Source organism: Sphingorhabdus sp. (assembly GCF_044239665.1).
In the GTDB taxonomy this organism is placed as follows: domain Bacteria; phylum Pseudomonadota; class Alphaproteobacteria; order Sphingomonadales; family Sphingomonadaceae; genus Sphingorhabdus_B.
The window spans coordinates 38,208-53,019 of sequence record NZ_JBIIBA010000010.1; the positions used below are offsets into that span (position 1 = coordinate 38,208).

13 protein-coding genes are annotated in these 14,812 nt (G+C 56.6%); 5 read left to right on the plus strand and 8 right to left on the minus strand.

Translation table 11 applies throughout. From position 1 onward, the window contains the following. Nucleotides 1-7: 7 nt before the first annotated feature. On the plus strand, nucleotides 8-640 hold the full coding sequence (locus tag ACILP3_RS04875) for a LuxR C-terminal-related transcriptional regulator (protein ID WP_395615541.1): 633 nt from the start codon (nucleotides 8-10) through the stop codon (nucleotides 638-640). A 115-nt stretch (nucleotides 641-755) separates the two neighbouring features. On the opposite strand, the gene ACILP3_RS04880 is transcribed toward ACILP3_RS04875, so the two are convergent. The 5 genes from ACILP3_RS04880 to ACILP3_RS04900 all read right to left on the minus strand — a co-directional run bounded on the left by ACILP3_RS04880 (nucleotide 756) and on the right by ACILP3_RS04900 (nucleotide 6,054). After that, nucleotides 756-1,019 carry a ribbon-helix-helix domain-containing protein gene (locus ACILP3_RS04880; RefSeq protein WP_395615542.1) on the minus strand — a complete coding sequence of 88 codons (264 nt, stop codon included), beginning with the start codon at nucleotides 1,017-1,019 and terminating at the stop codon, nucleotides 756-758. Next, entirely contained in the window at nucleotides 997-1,719 is a 723-nt protein-coding gene (phbB, locus tag ACILP3_RS04885) for an acetoacetyl-CoA reductase (protein ID WP_395615543.1), read from the minus strand. Before phbB ends, ACILP3_RS04880 begins: the two co-directional genes overlap by 23 nt. A gap of 89 nt (nucleotides 1,720-1,808) precedes the next feature. Beyond that, the gene (gene hemH / locus ACILP3_RS04890) at nucleotides 1,809-2,807 is read right to left on the minus strand and encodes a ferrochelatase (protein WP_395615581.1); all 999 of its coding nucleotides are present in this window, start codon (nucleotides 2,805-2,807) and stop codon (nucleotides 1,809-1,811) included. Then, nucleotides 2,807-5,083 (minus strand): molybdopterin cofactor-binding domain-containing protein, encoded by a 2,277-nt coding sequence (locus ACILP3_RS04895; protein ID WP_395615544.1) that lies wholly within the window; start codon nucleotides 5,081-5,083, stop codon nucleotides 2,807-2,809. The genes hemH and ACILP3_RS04895 overlap by 1 nt, the downstream gene beginning before the upstream one ends. Further along, complete coding sequence (locus ACILP3_RS04900) at nucleotides 5,080-6,054, minus strand: Mrp/NBP35 family ATP-binding protein (protein ID WP_395615545.1); 975 nt, start codon at nucleotides 6,052-6,054, stop codon at nucleotides 5,080-5,082. The genes ACILP3_RS04895 and ACILP3_RS04900 overlap by 4 nt, the downstream gene beginning before the upstream one ends. A gap of 71 nt (nucleotides 6,055-6,125) precedes the next feature. On the opposite strand from ACILP3_RS04900, the gene hflK reads away from it, so the two are divergent. The 4 genes from hflK to ACILP3_RS04920 all read left to right on the plus strand — a co-directional run bounded on the left by hflK (nucleotide 6,126) and on the right by ACILP3_RS04920 (nucleotide 10,937). Continuing rightward, nucleotides 6,126-7,235 (plus strand): protease modulator HflK, encoded by a 1,110-nt coding sequence (hflK, locus tag ACILP3_RS04905; protein WP_395615546.1) that lies wholly within the window; start codon nucleotides 6,126-6,128, stop codon nucleotides 7,233-7,235. Then, on the plus strand, nucleotides 7,232-8,077 hold the full coding sequence (gene hflC / locus ACILP3_RS04910) for a protease modulator HflC (RefSeq protein ID WP_395615547.1): 846 nt from the start codon (nucleotides 7,232-7,234) through the stop codon (nucleotides 8,075-8,077). The genes hflK and hflC overlap by 4 nt, the downstream gene beginning before the upstream one ends. Nucleotides 8,078-8,195: 118 nt before the next feature. Next, a complete protein-coding gene (locus ACILP3_RS04915; protein WP_395615548.1) occupies nucleotides 8,196-9,692 on the plus strand; it encodes a trypsin-like peptidase domain-containing protein in 1,497 nt (498 codons plus the stop codon). 39 nt (nucleotides 9,693-9,731) lie between these two features. Further along, nucleotides 9,732-10,937, plus strand: coding sequence for a M20 family metallopeptidase (locus ACILP3_RS04920; protein ID WP_395615549.1), 1,206 nt, complete (start codon nucleotides 9,732-9,734; stop codon nucleotides 10,935-10,937). Nucleotide 10,938: 1 nt separating this feature from the next. Here the strand turns inward: ACILP3_RS04920 and ACILP3_RS04925 are convergent, their stop codons facing one another. From ACILP3_RS04925 to ACILP3_RS04935, 3 genes are all read right to left on the minus strand, one after another. Next, the gene (locus ACILP3_RS04925; RefSeq protein WP_395615550.1) at nucleotides 10,939-12,180 is read right to left on the minus strand and encodes a dipeptidase; all 1,242 of its coding nucleotides are present in this window, start codon (nucleotides 12,178-12,180) and stop codon (nucleotides 10,939-10,941) included. 68 nt (nucleotides 12,181-12,248) lie between these two features. Then, on the minus strand, nucleotides 12,249-13,823 hold the full coding sequence (gene nadB / locus ACILP3_RS04930) for an L-aspartate oxidase (RefSeq protein ID WP_395615551.1): 1,575 nt from the start codon (nucleotides 13,821-13,823) through the stop codon (nucleotides 12,249-12,251). Then, the gene (locus ACILP3_RS04935; protein WP_395615552.1) at nucleotides 13,823-14,740 is read right to left on the minus strand and encodes an ABC transporter ATP-binding protein; all 918 of its coding nucleotides are present in this window, start codon (nucleotides 14,738-14,740) and stop codon (nucleotides 13,823-13,825) included. The genes nadB and ACILP3_RS04935 overlap by 1 nt, the downstream gene beginning before the upstream one ends. Nucleotides 14,741-14,812 lie beyond the last annotated feature (72 nt).

Here is a 14,812-nt window from a genome sequence, read left to right on the forward strand (position 1 = left end):
ACGCCAAGTGAAATCCGAACTTTTCTCGAAGGCACGCAAAGCCAGCAGCCATCCAGTTTTGGATTCGATCCGCTTTAGCCCGATTGCAACGGTCGTCAGCGACCCTACTCAAACGGACAATCCCCTGATTGCTGTGAACGCCGCCTTCTGTGCGATGACCGGATATACAGAGGCAGAAGTGATTGGACGAAATTGCCGGTTTTTGCGTGGTCCCGATACCGAAAACGGTCAGACAGAGAAATTGCGTTCAGCGGTTTATGGACAACACCCTGCCTTGGCTGAACTTATCAATTATCGCAAAGACGGCTCACCCTTTCGCAACGCGGTGATGATTGCGCCATTATTTGATGACGAAGGAAAGCTGGAGCTTTTCGTCGGGTCGCAAATTGAGGTACTGCCGGAAGAAGAAAGCATTGGCCTCGTGCGGCAACAAAAAGCGGCACAGATTGTCGATCGCCTGTCGCCACGCCAGCGCGAAATATTGCAGCAAATGGCACGCGGTTTCCGCACAAAACAAATAGCCTATCGTCTTTCGCTGAGCGAAAAAACGGTTCAAATGCACCGCATGTTGATGTTTAAAAAGCTTTCAACTTCAAACGCCGCAGATGCGGTGAGAATTGCCGTCGAAGCAGGTCTTTGAACGGCCTCATGGCCGCAAGCTACGTCCATTTTCGGCCTTTCATATATACAGGCCCAAAGAGCAGCCTTGAAGACGTTGTGTTTTCATCCCGTCACATCACTTGTGTGGCAGTTCGTTATACCCGCGCCAAAAGCCACAGTCGGATCGCGCTGGCAAGACCACAAGGCGTTCGCGCTTCAAGCCGCGCAACATCAATCTGCGCCACCAGCGCATTGATCGGCAGGCCATCCGCCTCCGCAGCCGCCCGAAGCCGATCCCAAAACAATGGCTCAAGACTGATTGACGTCTGATGCCCGGCTACGGTCATGCTGCGTTTGACAGGTGGATGATACAACTCGCTCAAGCTCGAATGGCCATTAATACATGTGCTGACCACCATTGATCGACAAGGTCGAACCGGTGATGAACCCTGCATTGTCGCTGGTGAGAAATTCGACGCCACGTGCAATTTCTTCGGGCTGCCCAAGGCGGCCAACAGGAATTTGCGCGACAATCTTCTCCATCACATTATCAGGAATCGTCGACAGCATTTCGGTGCCAATATATCCCGGCGCGATGGCATTGGCAGTCACGCCATGTCGTGCGCCCTCCGCCGCAAGCGATTTTGTAAAGCCATGAATGCCTGATTTGGCCGCGGCATAGTTCACCTGCCCGATTTGCCCGCCCTGGCCATTGACCGAGCCGATGTTGACAATGCGCCCCCATTTGCGTTCACGCATGCCCGCAAACACAGCCTTGGCCATGTTGAAGCAGCCCGTAAGGTCAACGCGGATAACCTCATCCCATTGTTCAAACGTCATCTTAATCATTGTCGCGTCCCGCGTAATGCCCGCATTGTTGACCATGATGTCGATCTGGCCATATTCGGCCTCAATAGCGGCGCAGGCATCAATGCAACTTTTATGGTCGCCTACGTCCCATTTTCGAACGGCAATGCCGGTACGCTCTGAAAAGGCCATGGCTGCAGCATCATTGCCGCCATAATTGGCGATGACGAGACGACCCTTTTCTTGCAGCTTTAGGCTAATCGCCTCCCCAATGCCTCTGGTCCCCCCGGTAACCACTGCCACTCTTGTCATATGCCGGACTCCTCGTTCAATTTAGACGATAATTACCGCGCACGTCCCTAAGCGCAAGTTGCCGTTGACGTTAGTCGTGGGTCCACGGCCTAAAGCCAGCCAGCGAGTTCACGACGGATGATGTGTTCTACCATGTCCATGCCGACATCACCGTCATTCAGGCATGGCATGTAAGCGTAATGCGTACCGCCTGCTTCTTCGAACTGTTCATGGCCCTGCATAGCCAATTCTTCGAGCGTTTCGAGGCAATCGACGGAAAAACCTGGCGCGAAAATTGCGACCTTTTTGGTGCCTTCGCGCGCCAACCGCATCAGCGTGTCGTCCGTTGCCGGTTCAAGCCATTTTGCACGACCGAAACGTGACTGGAAGCTGACGACCAATGCGCGCCCCATAGCTTCAGACAGCAAACGCGCCGTTTTCTGACAATGACAATGATAGGGATCCCCCAATTGCAATGTGCGTTCGGGCATGCCGTGAAAGCTGATGACGATAGCGTCGGGTTCAAAATCAAGTCTCGCGAGCGAAGCCTCAATCGACGTTTTCAGTGCCATAATATAGGCCGCGTCATCATGATAAGCAGGCAAGGTCCGTATCGCCGGGTGCCAGCGCATAGCCGTCAATGCGGCATAAGCCTCATCCAACACTGTTCCCGTCGTTGCGCCGGAATATTGTGGATACATTGGCGCGATCAAGATGCGGTTGCAGCCGGCTGCCTTCATGGCGGCAAGCTGATCGGCGACCGACGGGTTGCCATAGCGCATAGCATAGCGGACATGGGCACGATCCCCCATGCGCGTCTGAAGCGCGTCGGCCTGGCCAGCGGTAAAAAACGCCAAAGGAGAACCCTTATCAGTCCATACTTTTGCATAAGCCTTGGCCGATTTCTGGGGACGCGCATTCAAAATGATGCCGCGCAAGATCGGCTGCCAGATGATCGGCGGAATTTCGACCACGCGGCGGTCGGATAAAAATTGCTTAAGGTAGCGTTTCACAGCAGACGTTGTTGGCGCGTCCGGCGTCCCCAAATTTACAAGCAACACCCCAATTTTCGGCGTTGCTACAAAGGGGTGATCAATCGGTAATGTCATCATAGTCCTCTGGACAATAAAGGTAATTCTCGCAGCCTGATACCGGCTGCGGAGAAAAGGGCATTGGCAATTGCGGGCGCCACGGCGGGAACGCCCAATTCGGAAACACCGCCCGGCGCTTCATCACTGCGCGCAAGTTCCACCGTGATTTCGGGCACATCAGCCAATTTGGGCAAGTCGATATCGCGCAACCGCCGTGCCGTGGGAAACCCGCTTTCAAAGTCGGTAGCAGCTCCCAAGGCTTGCGCCAATCCAAACACGATGCCGCCTTCAATCTGCTGGCGCGCGAGATCGGGGTTAATCAAGCGGCCACAATCGGCCATGGCGTGCACGCGGTCAACCCGCACGCCAGTCTCGCTATTGCGGGCAGTCACAATGACGGCAATATGGCTGCCGCGCATACTGTGGCAAGCTATGCCGCGCCCGCTACCCGACATGCCGCCATCCCAGCCAGCCATAGTCGCCACACCTGTCAGGCATCGCGCCAAACGTGTCTGGCCAATCAGCATCTGCATACGGAACGACAATGGTTCAACCCCTGCCTTATGCGCCAGTTCATCGATAAATCCTTCAACGAAGAAGCAGTTATAGCTGTTGGCAAGGCCCCGCCATGGCCCCGTCGGCATAGGCATGGACACAGGGAAATGGTCGATGGTGATATTTGGAATAGCGTAAGGAATTTGCGCGCCTTCCAGCGCCAGCACGTCATATTGGCCGGATGCCGACTTGCGCGCCTTGTCCACCTGCTGTCCATCCATCCGGCAGGCGAGCTCCCGCATGGTGGACGCTGCGGCGACACGAACCGTTAGGCCCGTCACCGCCCCTTCCGCATTCATGGCCGCCGAAAGCCTGCCCAAAGCAGGACTGCGGACGTGATCGCGGATGAAGTCTTCTGGACGGGACCAAGTCAATTGGACGGGCCTACCTACTGCCTTGGCAATCACCGCCACTTGCGCGGCGATGCTGTTGTCGAAATTGCGATCAAAGCTGCCGCCGGCAATCACGGGATGGTGAACAACATCATCTACACTAATCCCAATGGCCTCAGCAGCCGCCAGTCGCGCGACTGCTGGCGCTTGGGTCGCGAGCCATAATTGTAATCGCCCATCCCGAAAATCTGCGGTTGCCGATCGTGTCTCAATCGGTGCGTGGACGGCAGCGCCGACGGTATAATCCGCCTTGAATATGCGTGCGCCCGCTTCCTGCGCCATGGCGGCATCAACATCTCCAAATTTGGTGGCGCGAAAGCCGGGGCCTTTGGCAATTGCGTTGGACAAAGACTGCACAATTTCAGTGCTGTCTGCCATCCGGCCCTTAGTGCGGAACACGGGCGCCATAGCATCAAGGGCATTGTTTGCCGCCCACCAATTGCTTGCCACCGCCGCGACCCAATTATCGGTCTTCACCACCTGCAGGACACCCCGCATGTTCAGCGCAGCCTTCTCATCCAAAGACAAAAGGCGAGTGTTACCTGCTGGCCCGGCGCGAACCGACGCAAACAGCATGTCGGGCAAACGGACATCGCCTGCAAAACTTGCGCTGCCGTCCACCTTGGCCGACAGGTCAAGGCGCGGTGCATCGCGTCCAGAAAGGCGGTTGCGCGCCGACGGGTTGAGCGGAATGGGCGACGGCATATCAAGTGCCGATGCTTCCACCACCAATTCTGCGAAGGACAAGCGCCGCTGGCCGGCAATGACGAAACCACGATCGGCCCGGCATTGCTCCCACGCAATGCCCCATCGCGCTGCTGCTGCCTGACATAATAAAGTCCGCGCGGCAGCCCCAGCTTCGCGGCAGGGCCGTTCAAACTGCCGGATCGAGGACGACCCGCCCGTCACCACAAACATGTCGCGGCGGGCGATTTCATTAAGGCTATTGGCAACGGGACCAAAATCCACGTCGAGCGCGATATTTTCTGGCAAGAATGCAGTCGCCCATGCGCGCGCCAACAAAGTGTTGGCAAAGATTGGGCTAGCAGAAACCGGCTGCACAGCAACCGAACGCCAATCCGCACCCAATTCACCAGCCACGATCTGGGCCAAAGCGGTATATACGCCTTGGCCAGACTCGCTCTGCGGGATGGCGACGATGACTTTGCCATCCTCCGCAATTTTCAGCCATGGGCCAAAAAGATGCTCACCATCCGCGGCTCGCATATTTGGCGCATAGCGACGCGGCCATAAGCCCCATGCCACCAAAAGTCCTACGCCTGCGCCGCCGCCAACCAGCAGTTTCCGTCGGGTTATGCCGTCCTTTGCCGCTGGCGCTTCATTCATGCGGCGGTGTCTTTCGGCGAGTCGATCCAACTAGCGACCTGCCGCGCTATCGCGGCATAAGCGTCGCTGATCGGGCCTTCACCCAATGCAGGCGGCGTGCCAGCGTCGCTTTCGACGCGAATTTTGATGTCGAGCGGTATCCGCCCCAAGAACGGAATGCCCAATTCCTTCGCCGCCGCCTCTGCCCCACCCGAGCCGAACGGATCGCTCATTTCCCCGCAATGTGGACACAAATACCCGGCCATGTTTTCAACAAGTCCAATGATCGGCACTTTTGCCGTGTCGAAAAAGCTTATGGCGCGCATCGCGTCAATCAGGGCAAGGTCTTGCGGCGTGGAGATGATCACGGCGCCGATAGGCTTGTGCTTCTGGATCATCGACAATTGAATGTCGCCAGTGCCAGGCGGCATATCGACGACGATATCGCGGACATTGCCCCATTTGCCATCAACCAGTTGCGACAGCGCATTACCAGCCATTGGCCCGCGCCACGCAATGGCTTGCCCTGGATTGACCAATTGCCCCATCGACAGGAACGGTACGCCGCCTGCACCCATGACGGGGATCATCATCTTGCCTTCCGCTTCGGGCTTCACGCCCTCCACACCCATCAATCTTGGCTGCGACGGGCCATAGATATCTGCGTCCACCAGACCAACCGAACGGCCAGCGCGTGCCATGGCAATGGCAAGATTTGTCGACAGTGTAGATTTTCCAACGCCGCCTTTGCCACTCGCCACCGCAATCAAGCGCGGCGTGATGCGTTCGGCGGTCAACATGACACGCACGGATTGCGCACCGGCCTGCGTGGCTGCATTGCGTACATCGGCTTCGATCTCCACGCGCTGCTCTGCATTTAAGCCTGACACGTCAAGCATCAGCGAGACATTATCATCGGCGACTTTTAAACCGCTCGCGCGGCTTCCTACGACAGCGGTGATAGCATCGGAAATTATCGAAAAATCGGACATGAGATGCCGAATAGATTCAGAATTGCGGGATTGACACTGTTTTTCTGAAAAACCGTCCCTATACTGGGATTATGAGCACAAAAAATGACCAGCAAGGACCCGTAGTTTTGGCAGCAGATGGCAAAGGACCTTGGGATTCGCCCGATTCTGGGGAACCAAGCAGCGCAACCGGACGTGGAGGCGGTTCGAAGCCCGATCCCGTTAATCCGTGGGACCCAACACCCGAACCCGCCGGACGCAACCGTTCGCGCGGCCCATCGCTTGAGGATCTTCTGCGCAGAAAAGGCGGTGGATTTGGTGGTTTGCCGCAACGCCCCGATGGTAAAAGCTGGTTCCCACTTATCATTGGCGCCTTGGTAGCGCTGTGGCTGGTGTGGACGAGCATCCACAGAATTGGCCCCGAACAAGAAGGCGTCGTTACGCAATTGGGCAAATATTCGCGCACAGTGCAGCCGGGCATACAGTTTACTTTGCCTGCGCCACTGCAAAGCATCACGAAAATCGACACCCAACAGATTCAGACGACATCGGTAGGCTCGCCAAAGGCAAGCAGCGAGAATCTGGTTCTGACGAAGGACCAAAGCATTATCGACATGGCCTATGATGTCCGCTGGTCGATCAAAGAGCCAGAATTGTACCTTTTCCAACTCGACAGCCCGCAGGAAACGGTCAAAGAAGTTGCCGAAAGCGCCATGCGCGCCGCGGTCGCCAATTATGATCTGACACAAGCCATTGGCCCCGGCCGTGGCGCTATCGAGCTTGAGGTGCGTCGCCGGATGCAGCAGGTGCTCGATGAATATCGGGCTGGCGTGCTGATCCAGAGCATCTCGATCCGCCAATCGGACCCGCCAGCCGAGGTGAATGACGCCTTCCGTGAAGTGAACGCGGCGCAACAACGGCGCGAAAGTTATTTGAACGATGCCCGCGCTTATGCCAGCCGCGTGACCGAGCTTGCATTGGGTGAAACCGCCGAGTTTGACAAAATCTATGTGCAATATCGTGCCGCGCCAGAGGTGACCAAGCGCCGGCTTTATTATGAAACCATGGAGCAAGTGTTGGGTAAGGTTGACAAGACGATTGTCGAAACCGGCGGCGTAACGCCTTATCTTCCCATTCCCGAATTTCAGAAAAGAACGGCTCCAAAGGCCGAACCAGTGACCGTTACAGGGACTAAGAAATGATCAGCAGCCTTCTTCGCAATCCGATTTATCTCGCGATTGGCGCGATCGGTGCGCTCATATTGATGAGCATGTCGGTGAATGTCGTGCCCGAAACGCAACAGGCCATTATCAGCAGCTATGGTAAGGTTGATCGCATCGTTAACCCTTATAAATCGGGCGAAAAATTCGGCGAAACACGTGCTGGACTTACCTTCCGCATACCCTTTGTCGAACAAATTCAGATGATCGACAAGCGCGTTTTGAGCGTGCAGATGGAACAACAAGAAGTGCTTTCCACCGACCAGTTGCGGTTACAGGTGGACGCCTTTGCTCGCTTCCGCATTACTCAGCCCGCTGTGATGTACCGAACGATCCGCACCGAAGATCGTCTGCGTGACCAATTGCGGACGATTTTGGGTTCATCGCTGCGTAACGAGCTGGGCAAGCGGACTTTTGCTGCACTGCTGAGCGCGGAACGCGGCGAAGTCATGGAGAATATCCAGACCGCACTAAACCGCGAGGCGCGCAAATATGGCGCCGAAGTCATTGACGTACGCATCAAGCGTGCAGACTTGCCAGCCGCAACCTTGCAATCGGCGTATAACCGCATGCGCAGTGCCCGAAATCAGGAAGCCATCGCCATTGACGCCGAAGGCCAAAAGGAAGCGCAAATTATCCGTGCTGACGCTGAGGCCGAAGCCGCCCGTATCTACGCCATAAGCTATGGTAAGGATCCGGCTTTCTATGATTTCTACCGCGCGATGCAAAGCTATCGTCAGACGTTCCAAAATGGTGAAGGCGCAAGCAATATCATCCTGTCGCCGCAAAACGCCTATCTGGAAAAATTCCGTAAAGGCATTTAATCGACGAACATATGATGCTGGCCGATTGAATGGCGTCCATTCAATCGGCGTTCAGCTTTACCGCGCCAAAGATGAACAGATTTTCTGGGCCCTTTGCCCAGTTGAATAGACGAGAGGAATGAAATTCGTGCGTTACGCTTATGCAGTTACCACCGCGCTTTTGATGGCTGGCGGCACAGTTGCTTTAGTCAACGACAACCCCGTCACCGCGCAAACTGGACTGGCTGTCTCCGAACAGGCCAATCTTGCCCCCGGCGGCGCGCCGTCGAGCTTTGCGGATCTCGCCGCACAATTGCAGCCAGCAGTGGTCAATATCGCCACACGTCAAAAGGTGCAGGTAGCCACCAGCTTCAACCCGCTCACCGGCGAACGCCGACCCGTCACACAGGAACAAGCGAGTGGCGGCTCAGGTTTTCTTATCTCAAGCGACGGGTACATCGTCACCAACAACCATGTCGTTGCAGGTGGCCCAGCTGGCGATGCGGTGGACCGCGTGACCGTTACCCTTTTCGATGGCAAAGAATATCAAGCCGAAATAGTTGGCCGCGACCCATCATCGGACATTGCTTTGCTCAAGATCCGCGCCTCGAATTTGCCCTTTGTCAAAATGGCAGATTCGCAGAAAAGCCGAGTGGGTGATTGGGTAATCGCCATTGGTAATCCGCTTGGCCTTGGTAATACGGTAACCGCAGGGATCATCTCGGCGCTTCAGCGTAACATCGGCGCAGGCGGAGCATATGACCGCTTTATTCAAACCGACACTGCAATTAACCCAGGCAATTCGGGTGGCCCATTATTCAACCTGAAGGGTGAAGTTGTCGGCATCAACAACCGCCTGATTTCGCCCGTGGGCGCGAATATCGGCGTTGGCTTTGCAATCCCAGCCGAAGAAGCCATTCCAGTTATTGAATCGCTGAAAAAAGGCGTTCGGCCAGAGCGTGGCTATTTGGGCATCAGCATCCAACCGGTGAGCGAAGAAGTTGCCGACGCCCTTGGTCTTGAAAAGAACCGTGGCGAGTTTGTTGCGCGTATTGTTGCCGGTGAGGCAGCCGACAAGGCCGGCCTGAAAGAAGGTGACATCGTCCTTCGCGTCAATGACCGCGAAGTCACGCCCGAAGTGACCTTGTCCTTCATTGTCGCCAACATCAAACCAGGCACGCGTATTCCGCTCGACATTTTGCGCGAAGGCAAGCCTATGAAGCTGACCGCTACGGTTGGCGCACGTCCGCCCGAAGAGAAGCTGGCCCAACGCAACTTCAACCCGGAAGAAAATAAAGACTTCGACAAGCAAACCGATACGCCCGATTCTAAGGTCATTCGTGACGCGATTGGCCTCAGCGTCATTCCGTTGGATGCCGAAATTGCGCGGGCCTTGGGTATGACCGCCGATATCAAGGGCGTGGTCATCGACGTCCCCGGCACCGGCACCGGTGCCCAAGTTGGTTTGCGGCGCGGTGATGTCATCGTGTCCGCAAATTATCGCGACTTGAATAGCGCTGCCGGGCTCGCCGCCGCCGTCAAGGATGCAAAGGCCGCCGGTCGCAGCGCGATCCTGCTGGGCGTAAAACGGCGTGGAGCGGCCACGCAATATGTAGCTGTGCGTTTGGAAGATTAAGACTGTTGTCGGTCGCGTCAGGCTGGTGCTAGTTAAGCTATGGACTTAATCAGCACCGACTGGCGCGCCGACGCCGAACATATCCTTCCCGACCTTATTGACCTGCGCCGGGCTATTCACGCCGAGCCGGAATTAGGTCTGCAAAATCCTAAGACATTGGCAAAAATAAAGGCCGCGCTTGCTGGCCTTCCGCTTGAGTTTCGAGAGGGGCCATCGACCACCGGCCTCATTGCGACGCTCAAAGGACCTGCCAATGGCCGCACGGTGTTGCTGCGCGGCGATATGGATGCCTTGCCGCTCCATGAAGATACAGGCCTTGAATATAGTTCGCGAACCGACGGTGCGATGCATGCGTGCGGGCATGATACCCATGTCGCGATGCTCGTTGGCGCAGCAAAAATGCTATGCGCCAAACGCGAGCAATTGGCGGGCACGGTCCAGTTCATGTTCCAGCCCGGCGAAGAGGGCCATCATGGCGCACGCTTCATGCTCGACGACGGCCTGATTGACCCCCTACCCGATGCCGCCTTTGCCTTGCACATCATGCCCAACGCGCCGCGCGCAGTGTTTAGCGGGCGAAGTGGTCCGTTACTGGCATCGTCCGATGTGCTGACCATAGCCGTCAAGGGCGCTGGTGGCCACGCCTCCATGCCGCATGACGCCATAGACCCCATCCCCGTTGCTTGCGAAATCGTTTCGGCCATCCAGACAATGGTGACCCGCAAGATTTCGGTATTCAATCCTGCCGTTGTCACCATCGCGAAAATCTCCGCAGGCACCACCAACAATATCATTCCCGAAACTGCGCATTTGCTGGGCACCATCCGCACCTTGTCTCCGCAAACGCGCGCACGCGTGGCTGAGGAACTGCACCGCCTTGCCCCCGGCATCGCCGCTGCCCATGGTTGCAGCGCCGAGGTTCATATTGAACAGGGTTTCCCCGTTACCGTCTGCGACGACCGCGCCGTTCAATTTGGCAAATCGGTTGTAGAAGATATGTTCGGCCCCGAAAGCTGGATCACGCTCGACACGCCTATCATGGGCGCAGAGGATTTTGCCTATGTACTCGAAAAAGTCCCCGGCGCGATGTTCTTCTTGGGCGCGTCACACGAAGGCGACGACTGGCGTACTTGCTGCGGCCTGCACTCCAACCGCATGGTCTTAGACGACAGCGTCATGGCCAAAGGCGCCGCCCTCCACGCCGCCATCGCAGAACGCTATCTGGCCGAGGGGTTTGCTTCCTAATTTACTTACCCGCCGCCTTCTCCACGCCGCGCATCACGCGAAGGACATTGCCTTGCGCGATTTTGGCGAGGTCCGCCTTCGCATAGCCACGACGGACGAGTTCGGCGAATAAGGCGGGGTAGGTTGAGACATTTTCCAAGCCAACCGGCAGTTCGTCTACGCCGCCAAAGTCGCCGCCAATGCCGATATGGTCGATCCCTGCAACCTTGCGGATATGGTCGATATGGTCGGCAACTTGCGCCAGCGTGGCCTTTGGCTGAGGGTTGGCGGCAATCCATGCGTCAACAGTCGCCTTTTCGCCGGCGGGATTGCCGGAAAATTCGGTCTTGGCCCTCCCTGCAACGGCGGAGCGTTCATATTCCCACTGACGCCGCGTGGCTGAGGTAAAGCCCGGCACGAAGGTGACCATCACCACGCCGCCATTTTGCGGCAGGCGCTTGAGGACCGAATCGGGCACATTGCGCGGGTGCGGTGTGATCGTGCGGGCGTTGCTGTGCGTGAACAAAACTGGCGCAGTGCTCTTATCCAAAACATCGTGCATCGTTGCCTCTGACACATGGCTGATGTCCGCAATCATCCCCAATTGGTTCATTTCGGCTAGCACTTCAAAACCAAAGGGCGACAATCCGTCATGCTTTGGCGCGTCGGTTGCGCTGTCCGCCCAATCGGTGGTCAGGCTGTGGGTGAGGGTCATGTAACGCGCGCCCAGTGCATAAGTCTGCCGCAGTATTTCCAGCGAACTGCCGATGGAATGCCCGCCCTCCATACCAATAAGTGAGGCGATTTGGCCCTTTTTCATCGCCGCCTCAACCTCTGCCGCCGTTTCTGCATAACTGAATGTTTCAGGATAGCGCGTCATCATCTGCCGGACGACATCGATTTGCTGGATGGTTCGTGTTACCGCCTCATGCTTGGGCAAAGCGGCGTCGACATAAACCGACCAATATTGCCCGCCCAGAAATCCGGCGCGCGCAGTTTTTATGTCGGTATGCGTTTTGGCCAGCAACTCTGCTGGCAACGCCGCTAGGTCGAACTTAGAAAAGTCGCGGTCAAACAATGCGGCAATTTGATGCGGCGTGTCATTATGGCCGTCGATGATAGGCGTTTTGGCAAGCACTTCGCGCGCGGTTTCTTCGGGCGTCGCAGCGGCGGCGGGCAGAGCCATTGCCCCCAGCAGTGCCACGACAGACAGTTGCAAAACTTTACGCAGGTGAACTGCCGCGACTTGATTTCGAACGTCCATAATTGCCTCCAGATAAATAGGGTCAGGTCCCTGCCTGCGTTTGCCAGCGGTAAGAAAGTGTTTTGTAATTAGGGCATCAAAATCGTGTCGCGCGCATCGTCTGCCATATTGGGATAATCGAGCGTAAAGTGCAGCCCCCGACTTTCATGCCGCGCCAGTGCCGACCGGATAATCAATGCAGCGACCTCAACTAAATTCCGCAGTTCAATCAGGTCAGGGGTAACGCGGAAATGGCTGTAATAGTCGGCAACCTCGCTGCGTAACAAATCGATCCGGTGCTGCGCGCGCTCAAGGCGTTTCGTGGTGCGCACAATGCCAACAAAGTTCCACATGAACTGCCGGATTTCACGCCAGCACTGGGCTATCACAACCTCCTCGTCGCTGTCAGTGACGCGGCTTTCATCCCATTGTCGAATATTGGGCGGTGGAGGCAGGCTATCCCAATTGGCCTCGATATGGCGCGCACATGCATCGCCAAAAACAAAGCATTCCAGCAAGGAATTCGACGCTAGGCGGTTGGCACCATGCAGGCCGCTTTGCGTCACTTCGCCTGCGGCATATAGGCCCGGCGCGTCGGTTCGGCCGTCCAAGTCCACAATCACACCGCCGCAGGTATAATGCTGCGCTGGCACCACAGGAATGGGCTCGCGCGTGATGTCGATACCAAGGCCAAGCAGCTTTTCATAAATGTTCGGAAAATGCGCTTTCACAAATTCCGGCGGCTTGTGGCTGATATCGAGATGGACATAATCTAGGCCATCGCGCTTGATTTCGGCGTCATTGGCGCGGGCGACAATGTCACGCGGCGCAAGCTCTGCACGATCGTCATAATCAGGCATATAACGATGCCCAGTTTTCGGGTTTTTGAGGATTCCGCCCTCGCCACGCACTGCCTCAGTTATCAGGAAATTTTTAACCTCAAGATTGTAAAGACAGGTCGGGTGGAATTGCATGAATTCCATATTCGACACGCGGCACCCAGCACGCCACGCCATGGCAATACCATCACCAGTCGCACCGCGCGGGGCCGTTGAATAAAGATAGGTCCGGCCAGCACCGCCGCTGGCCAAAATAGTCGCGCGCGCAGTGAAGGTCTCGACCCGGCCTGTTTTGCGGTTGAGCGCGTAGACACCATGGATGCGGCCTGATGTCGAAAAGCGTTCCTGATGCCGCCCCAGGATCAGGTCGACCGCGACCATGTCCGGAACCAAGCTGATATTCGGATGCGCTCTGGCCGCTGCCTCCAACGCTTGCTGCACGGCCCAGCCCGTGGCGTCGTCAACATGGACGATACGTCGGTGGCTATGCCCGCCTTCGCGGGTCAAATGCCAGTCATTACCCTCCAGATTGAACGGCACGCCAAGCTTTGCGAGCCGCTCAATCGCGAGCGGCGCGTTCTCCACGACGAATTCAACCGTGGCGCAGTTATTCAGCCCCGCGCCTGCGACCATCGTATCCTCGATATGGTTCGCAAAATTGTCGCCGGGTTCAAGAACGGCGGCAATCCCGCCCTGCGCCCATGCTGTTGCGCCGTCGGAAATGGAACCCTTGGCCAGCACCACAACCTTGCGCGTCGCCGCCAATTGCAACGCCGCCGTCAACCCCGCAGCGCCCGACCCAATGATCAGAACATCCGCTTTCATCAAGAGGCGCTTGTCAGGCGGAGGAAGACGTCTTCAAGGTCGGCCTCTTTGGTGGTTACGTCAACGATGCCCAGCCCAAGCCCTTGGATCACTAAAAGCACCTCGCCTGCGTTCATACGGTCTTTATTGTACGTAATCTCAACCGTGCGCTCACCAACCAACTCCGTTTTTTCAAAGGCCTCATGCGTTGGCGCACTGGTTACATCGCGGTCCAGCGTTAACACGACTGCCTTCTCGCGCGCCATACCGACCAATTCGCGCGTAGGCTTGTTTGCTATCAACTGCCCATGGTTGATGATCGCAATACGGTCGCACAACTGCTCGGCTTCTTCGAGATAATGCGTGGTGAGCACGACCGTCACGCCTTGGCGGTTCAGTTCCTGCACATAATCCCACAATTGCTGACGCAGCTCGATATCGACACCAGCCGTTGGTTCATCGAGCACGATGACGGGCGGCGCGTGCACCATGGCTTTGGCCACCAGCAAGCGACGCTTCATCCCGCCCGACAGGGTCCGCGCATAAGCGTCGGCCTTATCCTCCAGCCGAACTGCCTTTAACAATTCCATCGTCCGGCGTTTGGACTTGGGCACGCCATATAGGCCCGCTTGCAACTCAAGCGCTTCTTTCGGCGTAAAGAAGGGATCGAACATGATTTCCTGTGGCACAATGCCGATGGATGCCTTCGCGTTGCGCGGATGGGCGTCGATATCGAATCCCCATATGGACGCACTGCCCGATGTCTTCATCACCAGCCCAGCCAGGATGTTAATCAACGTGGATTTGCCCGCACCATTGGGCCCAAGAAGGCCAAAAATTGACCCTTGCGCGACGTCAAAACTGACATCGCTTAGCGCTTGTTTCCCTCCTGCATATTTTTTGGAGAGGTTTTGGATCGAGATAGCTTGTTCGGACATGTTGTTGCGATAGCGAACGCATGGTGTCAGCGCAATCGCATGGAGTCCTGCCGCCGGATTTTCGTGGCCGCG

Excerpts from the sequence above, each read along its gene's own strand:
- nadB (WP_395615551.1), bottom strand. The coding sequence starts at position 13,823 with ATGAAAGCGGATGTTCTGATCATTGGGTCGGGCGCTGCGGGGTTGACG.
- ACILP3_RS04925 (WP_395615550.1), bottom strand. The coding sequence starts at position 12,180 with ATGGACGTTCGAAATCAAGTCGCGGCAGTTCACCTGCGTAAAGTTTTG.
- ACILP3_RS04895 (WP_395615544.1), bottom strand. The coding sequence starts at position 5,083 with ATGAATGAAGCGCCAGCGGCAAAGGACGGCATAACCCGACGGAAACTG.
- ACILP3_RS04880 (WP_395615542.1), bottom strand. The coding sequence starts at position 1,019 with ATGGTGGTCAGCACATGTATTAATGGCCATTCGAGCTTGAGCGAGTTG.
- hemH (WP_395615581.1), bottom strand. The coding sequence starts at position 2,807 with ATGACATTACCGATTGATCACCCCTTTGTAGCAACGCCGAAAATTGGG.
- hflK (WP_395615546.1), top strand. The coding sequence starts at position 6,126 with ATGAGCACAAAAAATGACCAGCAAGGACCCGTAGTTTTGGCAGCAGAT.
- ACILP3_RS04935 (WP_395615552.1), bottom strand. The coding sequence starts at position 14,740 with ATGTCCGAACAAGCTATCTCGATCCAAAACCTCTCCAAAAAATATGCA.
- ACILP3_RS04900 (WP_395615545.1), bottom strand. The coding sequence starts at position 6,054 with ATGTCCGATTTTTCGATAATTTCCGATGCTATCACCGCTGTCGTAGGA.
- ACILP3_RS04915 (WP_395615548.1), top strand. The coding sequence starts at position 8,196 with ATGAAATTCGTGCGTTACGCTTATGCAGTTACCACCGCGCTTTTGATG.
- phbB (WP_395615543.1), bottom strand. The coding sequence starts at position 1,719 with ATGACAAGAGTGGCAGTGGTTACCGGGGGGACCAGAGGCATTGGGGAG.
- hflC (WP_395615547.1), top strand. The coding sequence starts at position 7,232 with ATGATCAGCAGCCTTCTTCGCAATCCGATTTATCTCGCGATTGGCGCG.
- ACILP3_RS04920 (WP_395615549.1), top strand. The coding sequence starts at position 9,732 with ATGGACTTAATCAGCACCGACTGGCGCGCCGACGCCGAACATATCCTT.